The sequence below is a fragment of the Streptomyces sp. NPDC002671 genome (assembly GCF_053592475.1).
This window is the reverse complement of record NZ_JBSFVU010000001.1, coordinates 22,665-41,428: the sequence shown is the minus strand read 5'-3', so window position 1 is coordinate 41,428 and position 18,764 is coordinate 22,665. Positions and strand designations below refer to the sequence as shown.

Here is an 18,764-nt window from a genome sequence, read left to right as displayed (position 1 = left end):
GGGTTCAGGTTCACGTGTGACATTTCATATAGGACTGTGATGCCCCGACCCCTGCCGGAAGGCCGCCGTCGCTCCTTACGATCCGCGCCATGGATCTGGAGGTACGGCATTTGCGAGTGATCTGCGCGATCGCGGAGGCCGGAAGTCTCACCCGTGCCGCCGCGTCGCTGCGTATGACCCAGCCGGGACTCAGTGCCCAACTACGGCGCATCGAGGCCATGCTGGGCGGACCGATCTTCGACCGCGGGCAGGCCGGAGCCGTGCCCACCGCCCTGGGCGAGCTGGTCCTGCCCCGGGCGCGGGCCATCCTGCCGGGCATCGACGGCCTGCTCTCCGACACCGCCCGCGCCGCCCGCTGCGGAACGGCTCCTGGGCGCGTTCGCCTCGGGTCGGTGGGTGCGCCGCTGCTGGCCGATCTCATCGTGGCGGCACGGGAGTTGATCCCCGGGTCGGAGGTGACGACCCGTTGCCAGTATTCCTCATCGCCCCTGCTCGACGACCTCGCGGCCGGACGCCTGGAGGCGGCGGTCCTCGGAGACAACCCCGGCCACGAGTTCCCGCCGCGCGAGGGAGTCGTCCTTCGCCCGGTCGTCACCGAGCCCGTCTTCGCCCTGCTCCCGGCCGGCCACCCGCTGGCCGGCCGCGAGGAGGTGGGCCTGACGGAGCTCATCGAGGAGGACTGGGCCATGCCCCACCCGGACAGTGACCGTACGCGCGAGTACTGGGCGTCCGTCTTCTCCTTGATGGACCGTCAGCCGTACGCCCCCTACGAGGCGGAAGGCCGGCAGCTGATCGACATCGTCCGGGCGGGGCTGGCCGTCAGCCTCTGCCAGGCGACCTTCATCGAGGTGCCCGGCGTCGCGGTGCGCCCGCTCGCCGGCAATCCGCTCCGGTACCGCCATGTGCTCGCCTGGCGTCGGGACGGGCCTCTGGCCGAGCACGGCGACGAGCTCGTCCGGAGGGTCGCCGAGGGGTACCTGGACACCTGCGCCGCGGCTCCGGCCTACGCGCGATGGCGCGAGCGTCATCCGGAGTGGCTGCGGATGCCGGAGTGAGCCACCGCGCATGCACCCGGTCTCAGCTCTTGGTGATCGAGATCTCGTCATGGAGAGGGCTGCTGCTGTCGACGTCGATCCGGACTCCGGCCGCGGGATCGGTGAAGGACTGACCGGCCTGGAAAGCGGCCATGTCCAGGGCCTGGCAGCCCGAGGGCGGGGTGGCATCCGCGTTGCCGTTCACGATCTGGACCGGGCCGTAGCCGGTCTGGGTGGAGGTGTCCACCTTGTAGATGAGCACGCCGGTGGAACAGGCGTGGCTGTCCGCGCCGACGGCTCTGCGGGACTCGGCGACGTAGGCGGTGGTCTCGCCGGTGCGGATCACCGCGATCTTCGTTCCGCCGGGGCTTTCGACCGCCTTCAGGCGGACCGTGCGGCTTCCGGCCGGGGGAAGGCAGGCAACCTGGCGGTCGTCGATCCAGCCGAGCTTCCACCGCTCCCATCCGAGGTGCTGCGGGGCCGCGCCGGCGATGTTGCCCATGAGGTCCCAGCCGCCGACGAAGCGGTGGTAGTCGGTGCCGGTGAAGGCGTAGAGATCGGGCAGGCCGAAGGTGTGGCTGGTCTCGTGGTCGGCGACCTTGAAGCCCCAGTGCCACATGTCCTGCCCGAACGTCACCGCCCACTTGACGCGCGAGCCGTCGGCGGTGATGCCGGCCGTGGTGGGGTCGTACAGGTACGTCGGCGAGAAGCTGATCGCGGAGGCGGACCTGGCCGGGACGATGTAGACCATGTCGTAGGCGGAGAAGTCGGCGTACGGGTCGGCGGCTGCCACCGCCTGCCGGACGTACGCCTCGTGCTGCTCGAAGGTGATCCCGCGCTGAAAGCCGTAGCTGGTGGAGTCCTGCGGCATCCGTATCCACCGGTTGAGCGGGGTGATGTCGAGCGCGGTCCGTCCGTAGGAGTCGCGCTTCATCCAGTCGGCGGCCGGGGCGAGTTGCCGGCGGTAGTCGGCCGTGGAACCGGAAGCCTGGGCGTCGGGGAAGTCGACGAACAGCATGAGGACGTGCTTGGTGCCGACGGGCCGCTGGAACTGGGTGTAGTCGGTGGTGTGGCCCTCGTCCGTCCAGCCGGTCCTGCCGGGAAGGGCGCAGTCGGAGGCCGGAGCGGTGGCGTGCGCCGGTTCGGGCGCCGCGCTCGCGGCCGGGGCGGCGGCGGTGAGGGAAAGGAGCGCCGTCGCGGCGGCACCCGCGGCAAGGGCTCTGAGTCTGTCGGGGGATATGGACATGTCTCCTCGTCTTTCTCGTCAGGGTTGGTGGTGGGGGGTGTCAGGCCCGGTCGGCAGCCATGTCCATCAGGCGGGACAGCACACCTTCGCCGGACGCGGTCACCCCGTCGTGCTCCCACTCGTTGGTGACCCAGGCGCGCAGCGCGCCGACCGAGCGCGCGGTCGGGAGTGACAGTTCTGTGGGGACGTACATGTCGTCGTGGTAGATCGCGGCGGCCACCGGCACCTGGTTGGCCGCCAGCCGCGCGGGGGAGTACAGCTCGGGCCAGTCGGTTCGCTCGGCCAGCAGCTGGACCGCCTCGCGGAAGGGCCGCAGCCCGGCGATCTCCTCGAACATCCAGGGGTAGAACATCTCGCCGGTGAACAGCAGCGGGTCGGCGTCCTCGGCGAACTCCGGGCGGCCGGTGAGCGCGCGGGCGGCGGCCCAGTCGGTCGGCTTGCCTCCTTGCGCGAAGATCGATTCCTGGAGTACGGCGAAGAGCGGGTTGTCGACGAACCCGGTCAGGCTCGTCACCTGGTGCAGGAAGGTCGCCGAGAACTCGCCGTCGGCGTCGAGGGCTTCGTCCAGCAGCCAGTGCAGGCGCGCGGCTCCGTCCCCCATGCCCAGCATCAGGCCGAGCGTGCGCAGCCGCCGGACGGTGAGCCGGTCCCCGTCGGGAAGCCGCACCGCCTGACGGTTGAGCAGGTCCGCGATCCGCTGCACCACTTCGCGGTCATCGGGGCAACGGGCGTAGAACGCGGTCACCTTGTCCCTGACCCGGGGATACGTGGCCGCGTAGACGTCGTCGGCGGTGGCGTCCAGGCCGGGCAGGCCGCCGGTGATGTAACAGGCACGCAGTCCCGCGGGGGCCTGGGAGAGGTAGGTGAGGGTGATGAAGCCGCCGTAGCTCTGGCCGAGCGTCTCCCATGTTTCGCCGCTGCACAGCTGATGCCGGATCAGCTCGGCGTCGGCGACGATCGAGTCCGCGCGGAAGAGAGCGAGGTGAGCGGCCAGTTCCCGGGCACTGGAGAACTGCCCGGCCGACCGGGCCGTGACCGGAGTGCTGCGGCCGGTGCCGCGTTGGTCCAGCAGCAGCACCCGATGGGTCTTGAGGGCACGGGCGAGCCACCCGGTGGTCGCGTTCAGCGGCCGGGGCGACTTGCCTCCGGGTCCGCCTTGCAGGTACAGCAGCCAGGGCAGTCGCTCGCCGGTGAGCGTCGGGTCGGACAGTTCCCGGGCGAACACCTCGATGGAGGGTCCCGCGGGGTCGGCGTGGTCGAGCGGCACGGTGAACTCGTGGTCGGTCACGGCGAGGCCGGGCATGCGGTAGGCGCGGCTCATGAGGTCCTTTCCTCGGCGGCCGGTACGGACGGCGGCCGGGTCAGCGGCCGGGTCAGCGGCTCGGGGTAGTGGCAGGCGACCTTGTGGCCCGAGGCGATCGCGCGCAGCGCCGGCCGCTCGGTGGCGCACGGGTCGGCCGCCTTGGGGCAGCGGGTGCGGAACGGGCAGCCGCTGGGCGGATCGAGAGGGCTGGGCAGGTCGCCGCTCAGGACGATCCGCTCGCGGGTCCGTTCGGCGTCCGGGTCGGGCAGCGGTACGGCGGAGAGCAGGGCGTGGGTGTACGGGTGCGCGGCCCGGCCGTAGAGCGTGTCCCGGTCGGCCGTTTCCACGACTGTGCCCAGGTACATCACGGCGACGCGCGTGCTGATCTGGCGGACCGCGCCGAGGTCGTGCGCGATGAACACGTAGGCGAGTCCGTACTCCTGCTGCAAGTCCTTGAGCAGATTGAGGATCTGCGCCTGGACCGACACGTCGAGCGCCGAGACGGGCTCGTCGCACACCACCAGCTTCGGCCGCAGCGCGAGCGCCCGGGCGATCCCGATGCGCTGTGCCTGGCCGCCGGAGAACTCGTGGGGGTAGCGGGCGGCGTGCTCCGGCCGCAGGCCCACCCGCTCCAGCAGCTGTTCCACCGGTTCGCCGGGGGGCAGCCCTTGGTAGCGGTACGGGGCCGTCAGGATCTGCCGGACGGTCTGGCGGGGGTTGAGCGAGGAGAACGGATCCTGGAAGATCATCTGCAGGTCCCGGCGCATGGGACGCATCACCCGCTCGTCCAGCGTGGTCAGTTCCCGTCCGGCCACGGATACCGTGCCCGAGGTGGGCTCGATGAGCCGGGTCAGCAGCCGGGCGACCGTGGACTTGCCGCAGCCGGACTCGCCGACCAGACCCAGCGTCTCCCCCGCGTCCACCCGCAGCGACACCCCGTCGACGGCCCTGACCTGGCCGGCGAGCCGCCGGGTCAGGCCGTGCCGTACGGGGAACTGCTTGACCAGGTCGCGCGCCTCGAGCAGTGGTGCGTTCACGCGGTCACCTCCGGTGCCGACAGGGTGGGCAGCCGGTCGGGCAACGGCCCGTCGACACGGGGCACGCAGGCGAGCAGACCCTTGGTGTAGGTGTCGCGCGGGCGGTAGAACACTTCGCGGACCGTGCCCCGCTCGACCGCCCGGCCGCCGTACATGACCACAACCTCGTCGGCGAGTCCGGCGACCACGCCCATGTCGTGGGTGATGAGCATGATGGCGGTGCCGGACCTCTCCCGCAGCTCCCGCAGCAGGTCCAGGATCTGGGCCTGCACGGTCACGTCGAGGGCGGTGGTCGGTTCGTCGGCGATGAGCAGGTCGGGCTCCAGACACAGGGCCATCGCGATCATCACGCGCTGGCGCATGCCGCCGGAGAACTCGTGCGGGTAGGCACGGGCCCGCCGCTCGGGCTCGGGGATGCCGACCCGGTCCAGCATCCGTACCGCGACCCGGTGCCCCTCGCGGCGTCCGGCCCGGCGGTGCGCACGGTACGCCTCGGCGATCTGGAAGCCCACCGGGTAGTAGGGGTTCAGGCAGGACAGCGGGTCCTGGAAGATCATCGCGATCCGGTCTCCGCGCAGCCGGCGCAGCGCCCGCCGGTCCAGGCCGGTCAACCGCTGTCCGTCGAACCGGACTTCACCGGTGATGCCGGCATCGGGCAGCAGGCCCATGATGGCCAGGCTGGTCACGGACTTGCCGCTGCCGGACTCACCGACCACGCCGAGCACCGCCCCGGCAGCCAGGTCCAGATCGAGTCCGTCGACGGCGCGGACGCCGCCCGCGAAGTCCACGGTCAGATCGCGTACGGTCAGCAGGGTCATCCCACGGCCCTCACTCTCGGGTCCAGGAGCGCGTAGACCAGGTCCACGGCGACGTTGGCGATCACGACGAAGGCCGCGGCGAACAGCGTCACTCCGAGGATCACGGGCTGGTCGGCGCTGTTGATCGCGTCGGCCGCGAGCTTGCCCACGCCGGGCAGGCCGAAGACCGACTCGGTGATGAGGGCGCCGCCGAGCAGCGCGCCGAGGTCCATGCCGAAGATCGTCACGATGGGCATCAGCGCCGGCCGAAGCGCATGGCGGCGCAGCACGGTCGGCTCGGGCAGGCCCTTGGCGCGGGCGGTGCGCACGTAGTTCTGGCCGAGGCTGTCGAGCACCTCGCCGCGTGTGATCCGGGCGTAGACCCCTGCGTAGAGCATCGCCAGCGTGATCCACGGCATGATCATGGACTCCGCCCAGCCGGCCGGGTCCGCGGTGAGCGGGATCGCCTGCGGATAGGGCAGCAGCGAGAGCTTGACGACGAGCAGGTACTGCAGCACCAGGGCGGTGAAGTACACCGGCAGCGAGACGCCGCCGAGCGCGGCCGTCATCGCTGCCCGGTCCCACAGGCTGCCGCGGCGCAGAGCGGAGATCACCCCGGCCGTGACGCCGACGATCAGCCACAGCACCGCCGCGCCCACGGCGATGGAGATGCTGACCGGCAGCCGGTCCGTGAGCATCCGCCACACCGGCTGATCGGTCTGGAAACTGAAGCCCAGGCACGGAGCGGGGCAGTGCACGGCCTGCGCACCCGTGCCGTAGCTGCGGCCGGCGACGATGCCGACGAGGTAGTCGCGGAACTGCACGAACACCGAGTGGTTCAGGCCGAGCGTGGTGCGGATCTCCGCGATGCGCTCCGGGCTGCATGCCTTGCCACAGGCGCCTTGGGCCGGGTCGGCGGGCATCAGGTAGAAGATCGCGAAGGTGGCCGCGCAGACGACGAGCAGGATCGCCGCCGTCATGGCGAGTCTGCGCAGGGCATAGAGGATCATCGGCGTCGGCTCCGGGGGTCGAGCGCGTCCCGTACCGCGTCGCCCAGCACGTTGAAGGCGAGCACGCTGACGAACAGGAAGGCGCCGGGGACGAGGAAGTAGACGGGGTCGGCGGCGTACCACGGCACCGCCGAGGCGATCATCTGGCCCCATGAGGGGGTCGGCGGGCGTACCCCGATGCCGAGGAAGGACAGGCCCGCCTCGGTGGCGACGTAGCCGGGGATCGACATGGTCGCCACCACGAGGACCGGTCCGCTCAGGTTGGGCAGCACCTCCCGCACCAGCAGTGCGCGCCGGGAGGCGCCCAGCACCCGGGCCGCGGCGACGAACTCGCCGCGGGCCAGCACCATCGCCTGCCCGCGCACGATCCGCCCGACGTACGGCCAGCCGAAGAAGCCGAGCACGACGACCAGCAGCAGCTGCCGGTTCACCCCCGGTGCCGCGGAGATCAGCGCGATCATGAAGATCAGGGCGGGGAAGGACATCAGCAGGTCCATCAGCCTGCCGACGACAGTGTCGGTCCAGCCGCCGAAGAATCCGGCGGCCAGCCCGAGCGCGGTCCCGAGCGTCACCGACAGGACGGTGGCGAGCAGGGCGATCAGCAGGGAGACCCGGGTCCCGTAGACGACGCGGGCGAGGATGTCCCGGCCGCTGCCGGGCTCGACCCCCAGCCAGTGCTCGGGGCTGATCCCGCCTGCGGTGCCGCGCGGCAGTCCGCCGAGCGCCGGGTCCACCGCCTCGGAGTGGAACTCGGTCGGGGACGTGCCGGTGGCCCAGGCGATCAGCGGGGCCGCGAGGGCGGTCAGCACCAGGAGAACGACCACCGTCAGCGCGAGAGTTGCGGAGCGCTGGGCCAGCAGCCGGCGCAGCAGAGACGTCTCCTGCGGTCCGACGCGAGGCGGTGCGTCGGACGGCACCGGGGCGGGGAGCGTGGCGGTCACTTGCGCAGCCCCAAGGAGACCAGATCCAGTCGCCCGACATAGGCCGTGTGCCCGTAGGCGCCGGTGACATGAGGTCCGGTCAGCACGGCCGCCTTGTCCCACAGGAACGGCACCACCGGCGCGTCCCGCATGATCTGCCGGGCCAGTGTGCCGTAGGAGGTCGCGGCGGCTGCCTGGTCCTTCATCCCGGCGATCTGGTCGATGCGTGCGTCGACCTTGGCGGAGTCGTACTGGGCGTGGTTGTTGTTGCCCTCGGGGGTGATGAGCCGGCCGTCGAACACGAGCGGCAGGTAGGTCGAGGCGCCGGGCCAGTCGGGTGTCCAGCCGTCGATCACCAGGTCGTGCTCCTGGGAGGTGTTTCCCACCGTGCTGTAGAACGCCGACGAACTGATCGCGTTGATCTTCACCTTGATCCCGGCCTTGGCCAGGGACGCCTGCACGGCCTCGCCCTGCGCCTGTCCGCCCGGCGTGGCCGGGGTGTCGAGCGTGAGGGTCAGGCCCGAGGCGTGGCCCGCCTGCGCCAGCAGCGCCTTGGCCTTGGCCGGATCGCCCTTGCCGCCGGGGCTCGGGAAGGGATCGTCGGGGACGGAGCCGGGCAGCGACGGCGGCAGCAGGGTGGTGGCCAGTTGGCCGGCGATCGGGCCGCCCCGGGCGGTGCGCAGGGCCTCCTTGTCCAGCGCGTAGGCGATCGCCTGCCGCACCCGGACGTCGTCGAGCGGCTTGTGCCGGGTGTTGATGCTCAGATACCGCGTGTTGATCGACTCGCCGGTGACCAGCCGCGCCCGCACCGCGGGGTTGGCCATCACCGGCCCGACCGAGGCCGGCCCGACCGGTTCGAAGGCGACGGCGTCCGCGTCCTGTCCCTGAGCGGCGATGAGCCGCTGGTCGACGACGGCCGGGTCGAGGTTGAGATCGATCACGATCTTGTCCGGCAGGCCCTTGCGCACCCTGTCGGTGGCCCGGCTCCAGTGGGTGTTGCGGACCAGCGTGAGCCGCTTCTTGGGTTCGAAGGTCCCGATTTTGTACGGGCCGGAGGAGAAGGGCCTGCTGTCGTACCGGACGCCGGTGTCCTTGCCCTGCGGAACCGGGGCGAAGATCGGCAGCGACACCGCGGAGCCGAAGTCGGCCACCGGGCGGTTGAGCTTGAAGACGATCGTCCGGTCGTCGGGGGTCCCGATCGATGCCAGCCCGTGCCTGTCCTTGTAAGGTCCCTTGTAACTCCGGCCCCCCGCAAGCCACATCCGGGCGTACGGCGGCCCTTCGGGGAGTTCCGCGGCGAACGACCGCTCGACCCCGTACTTGATGTCCCGGCTGGTGATCGGCCGTCCGTCCTCGAACTTCACCCCCGCCTTGAGCGTGAAGGTCCAGGTCCGGGCCCCGTCGCTCGGACGGCCGGTGTCCGTCGCCAGATCCGGCACGATCTTCCCGCCGGCCGGCCCCGGTGCCGCCGCGTAGGTCGTCAGCGTCCGGTAGATGAGGCGGCCCACGTCTTCGGAGGAGGTGACGTAGTTACGGGCCGGGTCGAGATGCTCCAGGTCGAGGCTGGAGAGCACGTGCAGCGTGCCTCCCTTGCTCGCCGGCCCGCCCGGCCCGTTGCCCTCGTCGGCTCCCCCGCAGCCGGCGACGGCGACGAGTCCGAGGGCGGCGGCCATGACCATCCCGGAACGTCGTGATCTCACGATGGACTCCCTATGCGATGTGACATTTCACAGCGGCTCGCATCAAGGGTGGGGGCGGCCGGCCCTCACGGCCAGCTCTCGGATTCCCAGAACATCGGGTTATGGACGCCGGTCCCGCCGGCATGAAGCCGCCCGCCGGAGCATCCGGCGCTGATCGGTCACCGCTTGTCGGTCACCACTTGTAGGTCCAGACGGTGTCGGTGTACGCGTCGGAGCTGTTCACGTAGATCCGGATGCGGGCGGTGCTGTCCTGGAACCACTGGCCGGGCTTCCAGGTCTGCATGTCCAGCATGGTGCAGTTCCCGGTGGGGGCTGCGGCGTCGGGGTTGGTGACCACCCGGACCGGACCGCCGCCGGTGACGGTCGAGGTGTCGACCTTGTAGATGAGGACGCCGGTGGCGCAGGCGCCGGAGTCGTTGTAGGCGGCCTTGCGGGACTCGGCGACATAGGCGGTGGTGTCGCTGGTCCTGATCACCGCCAGTTTGTAGCCACTGTCCCCGTATTCCACGCCGTTCAGGGTCGTCGCGTACGAGTTCGCCGTGGACAGGCAGGAGACCTGGGAGTCGCTGATCCAGCCGAGCTTCCACGCCTCCCAGCCGAAGTATTGCGGAGCCGGGCCCGAGACCAGGCCCATGAGGTCCCAGCCGCCGATGTACTGGTGCTGATCGCCGCTGAAGGCGTAGAGATCGGGCAGGCCGAAGGTGTGGCCGGTCTCGTGGTCGGCGACCTTGTAGCCCCAGTGCCACATGTCCTGACCGAACGTCACCGCCCAGTGGATCACCACCCGGCTCCCGGTCGCCCGGTTCCACACCTCGGTCGGCTGGGCCGGGTCCTGGACGAAGGTGGGGGTGTGCCCGATCGCGGTCGCGGTGCTGGTAGGCACGATGTAGAACATGTCGTACGGCGAGAGGTCGACGCCGGCGTCGGCGGCGGCTCCGAGCGCGTCCTTCACATACGCCTGGTGCGTGGTCCAGGAGAAACCGCGCGCCCAGTTGTAGTCGGTGGAGTTCTTCGGCATGTGCACCCAGTTGCCGTACGGGGCCCGGAGGTCGAGCCACGTCCTGCCGTGGGAGGCGTTCCACATCCAGTCGGCGGCTCCCGACAACTGGTTGTAGTACGGCGTCAGGGGCAGGGAGGTGCCGACAGCGTCGGGGAAGTCGACGTAGATCACCGCCACGTGCTTGGTGCCGACCGGGCTCTGGAACCGTGTGTAGTCGGTCTGTTGGCCCTCATCGGTGTATCCGGTCGTCCCTGGAAGCGCACAGGCGGAGGTGCTCCCGTTGTACGCGTCGGCGGGGTGGGCGGCGCAGATGACGATCGCGAGCAGGGCGGACAGGAAGATCAGGAGTGGTGTCGAGCGCGGTGGGCGCCTGGTCCTGGCTGGGGAGGGCATGGAATCTCCTGGAATGCGGCCGTGTGGGGTGATGGATGAAGGCGCCCCGACCGGTCTGTGTGGGGGAAAGGGGGACGTTGTCACGAAGGATTATTCGGCCCCCTCCTTGCCGTCCGGGAGACGTCAGAACTCCATAACTCAGAGTTATGGTCCAGGAGTTGGGGCGCCGGTATGTGTCCGGGTGAAGCCGCAGTTGAGGAGCAGCCATAGGACAGCCCTTAGGGTGAGCGGGTGGTCGAACGTGATGTGAGGGAGGTGCGTGTGGTGCTGCCTGCCCACGTGGTCGAGGTCGGGACCGAGCCGCTGGACCGGCCGATGCGGAACTCGGTGGGCGGCTGGCCCTTTTTCGACGACGCTCAGGAATGGCCCGAGTGCTTCTGCGGGGAGCGGTTGGCTCTGTTCTTCCAACTCGACATACCCCAGGACGTGGAGTTTTTCGGTGGCGACCACCTGCTGGTCTTCCACTGCCGTGCGCACAACGACGCATCCGAGCCCGAGTTGGCCGATGGCCGGCTCGTGCCCCGCTACTGGGACGCTCCGCAGCCGCCCTACCCGGGCCCGTTCTGGCGTGTGCTGCTTCAGCGTCACGCGGCGCTGCCGGCGGCGGAGGCCGAACCGTCCCTGCGCGCACTGCCGCTTGCGCTGCGTCCATTCACGGACACCCCCAACTCGCGGGGGCTCGGAGCCCAGACGTTCAAGGTGGGCGGTACGCCGTCCTGGGCGCAGGATCCCGAGTACTACAGGTGCGCGTGCGGCGCCGAGCTGGTGTACCTCTGCCAGGTTCCGGAGGGCATGGAGTTCGCCGTCCACCCCGGCCAACCAGAGCAGCCCTACAGCGTCGGCGCCGACACCTACTGGCTGTTTCTTGGCAACGAGGTCTACCTGCTGGCGTGCCCGGCCCACTGTGACCCGGCAGCGGTGTGGCCGGTGAACCAGAACTGACCCCATCGAACGTATGTCGGCCGTCTACCTGCTCCCCGACCCGTCGTCTGCTGTCCCCTCGCCGCCCGCCGGGCGTGGGGCTCCCCGGTGCATGCGGATCACCATGTACGCCTCTCCGTCTCTGGGAGGCCGCGTCCAGGAGCGGGTGGCGAACGTGTGCAGCCGCCCGTTCACGATTGCGTGACGCGGCAGATGGGCACCGAACTCCCCGGCCACCGCTTCCAGCAGCGACCGTTCCGCCTCGGCACCGTCCTCCAGGTCACCGAAGAACCGGCTCGGGTCCAGCGCCGGCGGTATCTCCCCGCTTTTCTGGATCTCTCCGTCCGCGTACGTGAATGCGTACTGCTCGGCGCCGTCTCGCGCGACCGAAAGGTGGAAGAACGGCTCCCCGTGCCATGTCCTCAGACCGCTCCACACCACCACCGTGCGGGTGCCCGCGCCGGCGGCAGCGGCCGGGGAGACGAACCGCTGCCGGTGGAACGGGGCGGGATCGCCGTCGAAGGCGAAGCTCCAGCCGGCGCCGGCCCGGCCGACCGCCATGAGAGCCCTGTCGTCGTAGGACGAGAACTCCCTCTGGTGGTGCAGCGACCTATGGCGCGCCTCCCAGAAGGTCATGGGTTCGTTCAGCACGGTGCCGTCCCCGTCCGCGAGACGCCCGGGCAGCTCCTCCGGCTCCACCCCCTCCACCAAGACGAACCGGTAGGACGTGCGGTTGTTGCCCGGTTCCGGCTCCGCGAGCCACGCCAGGTCGCCAGGGTCGAGCCCGGCCGTCGGCCTCGGTGCCTCACCCGCCTGCCCGCCCCTGGGCGTGGACAGCAGCTCGCGGCCCCGCTCCGGGGTCAACAGCGGCCCGAGCAGGGGGTCGGCCACCCAGCCCAGCGGCGCCAGGTGGTCCGGTCCCAGCGGCTCCCACAGGGGCAGAGCGTCTATCAGTGTCCGCCATGCCCCGTCGGTGTCTCCCCACCGCGCCAGCTCCCGCGCCCGCTCGACCGCATCGCCGTACGGTCCGGCCGCTGTGTACCGGTACGTGCCGTTCCTCACCTGATCCAGCGTCGCGTACGCCAGTGACACCAGGTCGTCGTCGGCGCCCCGCAGATGGAACGTCAGCGTGGAGTCGTCCCCGTACGAGTGCGCCGCGTGCTCGGCGACCAGCGGTGGCAGCAGCTCGGGCGCGTACTGCGGGTCCGTCACCAGTCCGCCGAAGTACACCATGTAGGTCTGTCCGAGCAGGCGGCGTATCTGGTCACCCAGTCCGGCGGCCCGCGGTCTGCCGTACTCCTTGGCCTCGTCCAGCGCCTTCCCGGCCCGTTCCCAGCCGCCGCGCAGCGCCTCCAGCCGGGCCTCCTCCACCTGGGCGTCCAGCTTTTGCGTCGTGTCGTTGGCGAACACCGGCTCCCCGTCGCTCCGGTGCGCCCGCAGGCTGTGGAACTCCCGGTACATCTCCCGCATGAACTCAAGGAAGTTCGCGTGCCGCTCGGGTGGCGCGGCCCGCCAGCTCGCCCATGTGTACACGGCCCACTCGCCGTCCTCGTCCACGTCCTCGGGATCCAGGAGGACGTGGGTGATGTCGGACTCCACGTCGAGCTGCAGCCCGCGTCGCCAGATGTCCGCCTCCCGCCGCTCCTCGGGCCCGGCGTCCTCGTCCAGAAACTCCTCGAACATGTCCGCGAGTCCCGACTCGTCGTTGTGCCAGCGCGCGTCCTCGGTCCCCGCCAGCAGCCACACGAACCCGCCCGCGTGCCGCCACCCGTCGCTGACCTTGAGGAACTCCCGGTACGACGGGGGCATCCGTCGGCCCAGGCGCTCCTCCATGGCTGCGATCCGCTCCTCGGACGCGGGCGGGAACCCAAGCCACCGCGCCTGCCGGGCGGCCTCGTCGTCCTCGCCCTGCGTCTCGCCGTCCGGCAGGGAATCTGCCCACTCCCCGCTCCACCTGAGCAGGAAGGACCGCCAGTCGAATGCCGTAGTGTCCGTCATACGCCCGATGCTGACACCCGCCACTGACAGTGCTTTGCTGCTTGCTGCGGCCACGGGACCCTCTCGTACGCGACCGGCCCGGCGGGCTGTGCCGGCGTGCTCCTGAGGGCTGAACGTGATGTCGACCTTCGCGATCCGTTGTGGTCGGCCAGAGTTGGGGAGGCCGCCGAGGACGCCCAGTTGGGCGAGGATCACGGTCCCGCAGCTGTCCTTGTCCTCGGCGATCTGGTAGGCCCTGCGGATGATCTGCTCGTTGTCCACGGTCAGCTCCTCGTGGACGGGTAGACGCGCTGGTGGATGTGCTCAGCCAGCATGATCACGGTGAGGTTGGTGGGGGTGGAGGACGCCCGGCACGGTGCGCTTACCGCGGTAGATCTGGCGCACGTCGACGACCATGGCGATGGCAAGGCATATGAGGGGCGCTGCCCATGCCTTGCCGTCCAGAGACTCGTGCCAGTGCGCGGCTTGGCCGGCGGGTTTCTGCGCGGCGTAGTTGTTCACCGTGTGATACACGGCAGCGGCCACGATCGGGAGCACCGAGAACAGGCGCAACCAACCCCGTGCGCGCCACAGCAGCCCGACCCCGAAGCCGGCCATGGCCGTCCACATGAATGGCGCCGGGAGCCATGCCGTCAACACCTGCCCCAGGCCCGGCACATACGGTGGGGACAAGCTGTCCGGAATAATCCAGCCCCCACCGCGGGCTAACGCCCGGTTCGCGTCCAGACCGTACCGAAGTACTGCCTCCAGCAGACCGAACCCGGCTCCCAGGGCCGCACCCAGCACCACGAAGTCGGTCAGCCCCCACTGGCGGCGAACCGTCAGACTCAACCCGGCCAGGATGCCGGTCGGGCATTTCGTCCCATCGGGTGAACGCCCTGGCCGGAGCCGTGTTCGACGCCCGCGCCGCTGTCCGTGAGCGACGGTCGCGACCTGTGAGTCTCAACTCCGTGTCGCATCCGACTCTGATCCGACATCAGCTCAGCGGCGAAGAGTGGCGAGGCATCATTCCACGCCCACGCCCACGCTGCAGCGCCGCCCCGCAGCAGTTGCGGTCGATCGCGCCGGATGTGGTTTTCCTCGGTGCGGACGGGCTGGTCGCCTGGCGTGGCCTTTGTGTGCCGACGCTGGAGCAGGCGCGGCTGAAACACGTGATGTTGTACGCGGCACGGACCGCGGTGGTGTCGGCCGAGCACTCCAAGCTCGGTGCCGGCCCGTTCCCCTACCGGACGCCGCTGGACCGTCCCTACACCCTGCTCGCGCCGGTCACTTCCGCTCCAGTGCGGCCAGCCGCAGCTCAAGCTGGTCGACCCGGTGCCGAAGCAGGGTGACCTGGGCTTCCAGGCTGACTTCCCGCTCCGCCCTGCGCTGAATGCGCGGTGACGCGGCGGCGCGCTCGATCACCGCGTCCAGCTGGACCAGGCGCTGCGGCCCGTTCGGGCCGTCCACCAGCCGGGACTGGATCTCGCCGTTGCGGTACCAGGACCGCAGGGCCGAGCGGGAAACGCCGGTCTCGGTTGCCGCCTTGGCCAGCGTGACCCAGGGTTTCTCGTCCAACTGCTCGAACAGTTCCAGCTCATTCTGCCAGCGCGCGAGCCGGTCCTCCCAGTCCGACGGTGTCTCCATCGCACCCTCCCTTCAGCATGGTGACCCTGTCAATAACAGTGTATTGACACGGTTGAGACCATAGAACCATGCCATTTGAGAGGTTCACGGTGGAAGCCCGCAAGGTGGTCGTCACGGCTCAGGAGGAGGCGAGGCTGCTCAAGCACGACTCCATCGGCACGGAGCACATCCTGTTGGGGCTGTTCGACGCGCCGGACAGCATGGCGGCGAAAGTTCTGCGCCAGCTCGGGTGCGACAAGGAGACGGCGCAGGCCGATATCGCCGCGGTGGTCAAGCCCGGCACGCAGCAGCTGAGCGGCCATATTCCGTTCGCGCCGAGCGCGAAGAAGACACTGGACCTCGCCCTGCGCGAGGCGCAGCAGCTGCACCACACCTACATCGGTACGGAACACATCCTGCTCGCCCTGGTCAGGGAAGGTGAGGGCGTCGGCGCAAAGGTGCTTGCCGGGCGGATCAATCCGGTCAGCAAGATCCGTGCCGCGGTGCTGGCTTCGTTGGAGGGATCGCAGGACGTCGCGGCCGGCCCATGGCCGACGGCCGGCACACCTGCCACCGAGGACACCGTGTCCACAGCCGGCGCGCTGGCCGGTGGTGCACCGGTCGGCAGCCATCACCTGCTTGAGGCGATGCTGCGGGCGGAGAACAGCATGGCGGCGAGGGTGCTGCGCGAACTCGGGGTCGACCCGGACGCAGTCGCCGCCAAGATCGACGAACTGGATCCGGAGACCACCACGGACGCGAACCCGGAGGAGGCCGCCGCGCGCAAGATGGAAATCCGGCTGGTCGACGACGAGGTGCACCTGATCCTGCGGGACCCGACAACGGTCACGGTTGCCAAGAAGGTCACCGAGTTGTCCGGCGGCCCGATCCAGGGCGTCGGGCCGGTCGCCGGCATGTTCGTCCCGCTCTGGCGGTCGACCAACCAACTGCTGCTGCAGATCCAGCGCGTGCTGGAACCGGAACCCGAAGACGAGGGCGGATCCGCCGCGAACAACGTGGCCAAGGTCGTGCGCACGGTGCTCGCGCCGCGGCTCCGCCGGTGAACCGGCTGATCGGCGGGCCGGAACCTGTCGGTGGGACAGGCGAGGACGGGGGCGTGGTCAGCGACGGTGCGCCGGCGCCGTTCTCGCCGGCGGCCAGGGCGTGGTTCACAGGCGGGTTCGCCGCGCTCACCGAGGCGCAGCACGGCGCCTGGCAGGCCGTCGCCGCCGGCCGGCACGCGCTGGTAGTCGCCGCTGAAGGCGCTGACGGTGGACGTCGGGCGCAACTTGCGGGCGCCGCTGGCTCAGTTCCACCGCGCGCGAATCACCGCTGGGGTGCGTACGCGTTCGGCGCCCCGCCGGTGGTGGCCCGCGTGCACCACGGGTCGATCTCCCGCGAGCAGGCAATACGGTGAATCGGAGGCAACCTTGAGCATCACCATCATTGGAGCCGGCTTGGGCGGCCTGGCCCTTGCCCGTGTGCTGCACGTGAACGGCATCGCCGCCGTCGTGTATGAACGTGAATCGTCGCGCGGCGCGCGCGGTCAGGGCGGCATGCTTGATCTGCACTCCGGGACCGGGCAGCGGGCGATGCGCGAGGCCGGCCTGCTCGACCAGTTCCATGCGATTGCCCGTCGTGAAGGCCAGGATCTGCGTCTTCTCGAGCCGGACGGCACCCTGCTGCTGCAGGAGGACACGCCCGACGACTCCCCGCTCGAGCGACCTGAGGTCGACCGTGCCGATCTGCGCAACCTGCTGCTGGACTCTCTCCCCGAACACGCCGTGCGCTGGGGGCACACGTTCGAATCCGCCGACAACGGCCTGCTGCACTTCGCCGACGGCTGCAGTACGACGTACGACCTGCTGGTCGGGGCCGACGGCGCGGACTCCCGGGTCCGCGCGCTGCTCACCGACGCCCGACCGGCGCACACCGGACAAAACGTCGTTGAGCTCGGTATTCCCGACATCGACCGTACCCACCCCGACCTCGCGGCGATGGTCGGGCGCGGCAACTACTGGGTGCTCGGCAACGGACAGTCCCTGTCGGCGCAGCGCAACGGCGACGGCCGCGTACGCATCTACCTCGGCTTCTACAACACCACCGAGGACTGGTTCGCGACCAGCGGGATCCCGTTCGGCGACCCAGCCGCCGCCCGGGTGCGGCTGATCGAGCTGTTCACCGGCTGGGACCCACGGTTCACCGCACTGATCGCAGCCTGCGACGACACGGTCCTGCCGCGGTCGATCACCACTCTCCCGGTCGGCCTGACCTGGCCGCCGAGGCCAGGCGTCACGCTGCTCGGCGATGCCGCGCACCTGATGCCGCCGGTGGGGCAGGGCGCCAACATGGCGCTGCTCGACGGCGCCCTGCTCGGCCTCGCGCTGGCCGCGCACCCGGACGACTTTCCGGCCGCCGTCAAAGAATACGAACGCGAGATGTTCGAACGCACCAGCGCTGCCGGCCGGCAGTCCGCGTACGTCCAGGAGATCCTTGCGTCGCCGGATGCCGGCCAGAAAATGCTCGCGTTCTTCCAACCGGGCTGAAGGCAGCCGAATACGACGGGTTCGCCTGAGAGGGTCTGACGGGTGAGGGTCCGTCCAGTTCGTGATAGCGGGTGATACGGGCGAGGCCCGCCAGGAACCGTTCCGACGGGGACCTCCGCGCGGAGCCGTGAGACGCCGAAGCAGCACCGGAGCGCTCCGGCGCGGCTTCGGCGTGAGATCGGTTGCGCTCGCACGAGTGGTTCCCGGGAGCGGTGCAGGAACGACTGCCCGAGCAGCCGACCCGCCGCAGGAAGGCACTCCCCGGTGCGAAATACTCTCCCGATGAGTTCACGCACTTCCCCGATCAGCCAGCCGATCACGATACGGAGGGCAGTCGCGCGGGATGCCAAACGGCTCACGCGGCTCGTGCGTGGCTCAGGCGCCTACGAGGGTAAGTACGCAGCCGCAGTGGCGGGCTACCGGGTCGGTCCTGATTACATCGAAGCCCACCGCACCTTCGTAGCCGTCGGCGCCGAAGAGCATGGAGGCCGGGTCATCGGGTTCTACTCGCTCGTCCTCGCTCCACCGGAGCTCGACCTGCTGTTCGTCGCCGACGAAGCGCAAGGACGTGGTATTGGACGGCTGCTCGTCGCGCACATGCAGTCCGAGGCCCGTGCCGCCGGGCTCGACCGTGTCGAGGTCGTGTCGCATCGTCCCGCCGAGGACTTCTACCACCGCGTCGGTGCAGTGCGGACCGGGACCGCGCTCGCGAACCCGCCCGCCGTGCCGTGGGACCGTCCCAAATTCGAGTTTCGCATTCCTTCGGAATGACGCGGTGCCGGTTCGCAGGGCACCGGCTTCGCCTGCATGGTGGCTGGCATGCTGGAGCCGCTGGACGCCGCGCGCTCCGTGTGTGCCGTCGTCTCTGCCCTGGCGGGGGGGATCGCCTGCGCTTGGCCGGCCGGCGTCGGTGCGGCCCGCGGTGGAGCGGATCGGCCGGAGGCTCCGGACAGGGGCATCAGAGCCTGACTGTCGTGGGTGTTGGCCAGGTCCGACTCGGCGTCCGGGTCGTCGTAGGCATCGACGTTGGTGATGGTCCTGCCGGAGCCGCTGGCGGAGGTCAGGGCGTAGGCCGACTGCAGGTCGCTGGGGCCGTAGCCGGTGGGGGAGTCCGCGGCGGCGTTCGGCCGGACGGTCCGGGGTGCGATGCCCTTCTTCGCCGCCTGCTCTTCCTGGAAGGCGGTGGTGCCGCTGGTGACGCGCAGGGCGTTGCAGGATGCGTAGCCCTTCTTCGGGGTGCCGGCGCACTGCAGC

17 protein-coding genes are annotated in these 18,764 nt (G+C 70.2%); 6 read left to right on the top strand and 11 right to left on the bottom strand.

What is annotated here, in order from left to right; genetic code table 11:
- Window positions 1–89: 89 nt before the first annotated feature.
- The gene (locus ACWD35_RS00195) at window positions 90–1,055 is read left to right on the top strand and encodes a LysR family transcriptional regulator (protein WP_451348842.1); all 966 of its coding nucleotides are present in this window, start codon (window positions 90–92) and stop codon (window positions 1,053–1,055) included.
- 22 nt (window positions 1,056–1,077) lie between these two features.
- Here ACWD35_RS00195 and ACWD35_RS00190 read toward each other — a convergent pair whose 3' ends face one another.
- The 8 genes from ACWD35_RS00190 to ACWD35_RS00155 all read right to left on the bottom strand — a co-directional run bounded on the left by ACWD35_RS00190 (window position 1,078) and on the right by ACWD35_RS00155 (window position 10,440).
- Window positions 1,078–2,280: a M6 family metalloprotease domain-containing protein gene (locus ACWD35_RS00190; protein WP_451348841.1), complete on the bottom strand. Its 1,203-nt coding sequence runs from the start codon at window positions 2,278–2,280 to the stop codon at window positions 1,078–1,080.
- 40 nt (window positions 2,281–2,320) lie between these two features.
- Complete coding sequence (locus ACWD35_RS00185; RefSeq protein ID WP_451348840.1) at window positions 2,321–3,601, bottom strand: alpha/beta fold hydrolase; 1,281 nt, start codon at window positions 3,599–3,601, stop codon at window positions 2,321–2,323.
- Window positions 3,598–4,620 (bottom strand): ABC transporter ATP-binding protein, encoded by a 1,023-nt coding sequence (locus tag ACWD35_RS00180; RefSeq protein WP_451348839.1) that lies wholly within the window; start codon window positions 4,618–4,620, stop codon window positions 3,598–3,600. Before ACWD35_RS00180 ends, ACWD35_RS00185 begins: the two co-directional genes overlap by 4 nt.
- On the bottom strand, window positions 4,617–5,438 hold the full coding sequence (locus tag ACWD35_RS00175) for an ABC transporter ATP-binding protein (RefSeq protein WP_451348838.1): 822 nt from the start codon (window positions 5,436–5,438) through the stop codon (window positions 4,617–4,619). The genes ACWD35_RS00180 and ACWD35_RS00175 overlap by 4 nt, the downstream gene beginning before the upstream one ends.
- On the bottom strand, window positions 5,435–6,427 hold the full coding sequence (locus tag ACWD35_RS00170; RefSeq protein WP_451348837.1) for an ABC transporter permease: 993 nt from the start codon (window positions 6,425–6,427) through the stop codon (window positions 5,435–5,437). Before ACWD35_RS00170 ends, ACWD35_RS00175 begins: the two co-directional genes overlap by 4 nt.
- The gene (locus ACWD35_RS00165) at window positions 6,424–7,368 is read right to left on the bottom strand and encodes an ABC transporter permease (protein WP_451348836.1); all 945 of its coding nucleotides are present in this window, start codon (window positions 7,366–7,368) and stop codon (window positions 6,424–6,426) included. Before ACWD35_RS00165 ends, ACWD35_RS00170 begins: the two co-directional genes overlap by 4 nt.
- Window positions 7,365–9,047, bottom strand: a complete 1,683-nt coding sequence (locus ACWD35_RS00160; protein WP_451348835.1) for an ABC transporter substrate-binding protein — start codon at window positions 9,045–9,047, stop codon at window positions 7,365–7,367. Before ACWD35_RS00160 ends, ACWD35_RS00165 begins: the two co-directional genes overlap by 4 nt.
- A 172-nt stretch (window positions 9,048–9,219) precedes the next feature.
- Complete coding sequence (locus tag ACWD35_RS00155; protein ID WP_451348834.1) at window positions 9,220–10,440, bottom strand: M6 family metalloprotease domain-containing protein; 1,221 nt, start codon at window positions 10,438–10,440, stop codon at window positions 9,220–9,222.
- A 261-nt stretch (window positions 10,441–10,701) separates the two neighbouring features.
- On the opposite strand from ACWD35_RS00155, the gene ACWD35_RS00150 reads away from it, so the two are divergent.
- Window positions 10,702–11,382 carry a hypothetical protein gene (locus ACWD35_RS00150; protein WP_451348833.1) on the top strand — a complete coding sequence of 227 codons (681 nt, stop codon included), beginning with the start codon at window positions 10,702–10,704 and terminating at the stop codon, window positions 11,380–11,382.
- A gap of 24 nt (window positions 11,383–11,406) precedes the next feature.
- Here the strand turns inward: ACWD35_RS00150 and ACWD35_RS00145 are convergent, their stop codons facing one another.
- Both ACWD35_RS00145 and ACWD35_RS00140 read right to left on the bottom strand, forming a co-directional pair.
- Window positions 11,407–13,359 carry an SMI1/KNR4 family protein gene (locus tag ACWD35_RS00145; protein WP_451349300.1) on the bottom strand — a complete coding sequence of 651 codons (1,953 nt, stop codon included), beginning with the start codon at window positions 13,357–13,359 and terminating at the stop codon, window positions 11,407–11,409.
- A 303-nt stretch (window positions 13,360–13,662) separates the two neighbouring features.
- Window positions 13,663–14,190, bottom strand: a complete 528-nt coding sequence (locus ACWD35_RS00140) for a hypothetical protein (protein WP_451348832.1) — start codon at window positions 14,188–14,190, stop codon at window positions 13,663–13,665.
- Window positions 14,191–14,228: 38 nt separating this feature from the next.
- Here ACWD35_RS00140 and ACWD35_RS00135 point away from each other — a divergent pair, with 38 nt between their 5' ends.
- Window positions 14,229–14,690: a hypothetical protein gene (locus ACWD35_RS00135; RefSeq protein WP_451348831.1), complete on the top strand. Its 462-nt coding sequence runs from the start codon at window positions 14,229–14,231 to the stop codon at window positions 14,688–14,690.
- Here ACWD35_RS00135 and ACWD35_RS00130 read toward each other — a convergent pair.
- Window positions 14,626–14,985: an excisionase gene (locus tag ACWD35_RS00130; RefSeq protein WP_451348830.1), complete on the bottom strand. Its 360-nt coding sequence runs from the start codon at window positions 14,983–14,985 to the stop codon at window positions 14,626–14,628. The two genes, ACWD35_RS00135 and ACWD35_RS00130, sit on opposite strands and share 65 nt — an antisense overlap.
- Window positions 14,986–15,074: 89 nt before the next feature.
- Here ACWD35_RS00130 and ACWD35_RS00125 point away from each other — a divergent pair, with 89 nt between their 5' ends.
- The 3 genes from ACWD35_RS00125 (at window position 15,075) to ACWD35_RS00115 (ending at window position 18,281) form a co-directional block, all read left to right on the top strand.
- Window positions 15,075–16,028: a Clp protease N-terminal domain-containing protein gene (locus ACWD35_RS00125; protein ID WP_451348829.1), complete on the top strand. Its 954-nt coding sequence runs from the start codon at window positions 15,075–15,077 to the stop codon at window positions 16,026–16,028.
- Between the two features lie 366 nt (window positions 16,029–16,394).
- Window positions 16,395–17,510 carry an FAD-dependent oxidoreductase gene (locus ACWD35_RS00120; protein WP_451349299.1) on the top strand — a complete coding sequence of 372 codons (1,116 nt, stop codon included), beginning with the start codon at window positions 16,395–16,397 and terminating at the stop codon, window positions 17,508–17,510.
- A 282-nt stretch (window positions 17,511–17,792) separates the two neighbouring features.
- Window positions 17,793–18,281 carry a GNAT family N-acetyltransferase gene (locus tag ACWD35_RS00115; protein ID WP_451348828.1) on the top strand — a complete coding sequence of 163 codons (489 nt, stop codon included), beginning with the start codon at window positions 17,793–17,795 and terminating at the stop codon, window positions 18,279–18,281.
- Window positions 18,282–18,764: the final 483 nt, after the last annotated feature.

Excerpts from the sequence above, each read along its gene's own strand:
- ACWD35_RS00195 (WP_451348842.1), top strand. The coding sequence starts at position 90 with ATGGATCTGGAGGTACGGCATTTGCGAGTGATCTGCGCGATCGCGGAG.
- ACWD35_RS00190 (WP_451348841.1), bottom strand. The coding sequence starts at position 2,280 with ATGTCCATATCCCCCGACAGACTCAGAGCCCTTGCCGCGGGTGCCGCC.
- ACWD35_RS00185 (WP_451348840.1), bottom strand. The coding sequence starts at position 3,601 with ATGAGCCGCGCCTACCGCATGCCCGGCCTCGCCGTGACCGACCACGAG.
- ACWD35_RS00175 (WP_451348838.1), bottom strand. The coding sequence starts at position 5,438 with ATGACCCTGCTGACCGTACGCGATCTGACCGTGGACTTCGCGGGCGGC.
- ACWD35_RS00170 (WP_451348837.1), bottom strand. The coding sequence starts at position 6,427 with ATGATCCTCTATGCCCTGCGCAGACTCGCCATGACGGCGGCGATCCTG.
- ACWD35_RS00155 (WP_451348834.1), bottom strand. The coding sequence starts at position 10,440 with ATGCCCTCCCCAGCCAGGACCAGGCGCCCACCGCGCTCGACACCACTC.
- ACWD35_RS00145 (WP_451349300.1), bottom strand. The coding sequence starts at position 13,359 with ATGACGGACACTACGGCATTCGACTGGCGGTCCTTCCTGCTCAGGTGG.
- ACWD35_RS00130 (WP_451348830.1), bottom strand. The coding sequence starts at position 14,985 with ATGGAGACACCGTCGGACTGGGAGGACCGGCTCGCGCGCTGGCAGAAT.
- ACWD35_RS00115 (WP_451348828.1), top strand. The coding sequence starts at position 17,793 with ATGAGTTCACGCACTTCCCCGATCAGCCAGCCGATCACGATACGGAGG.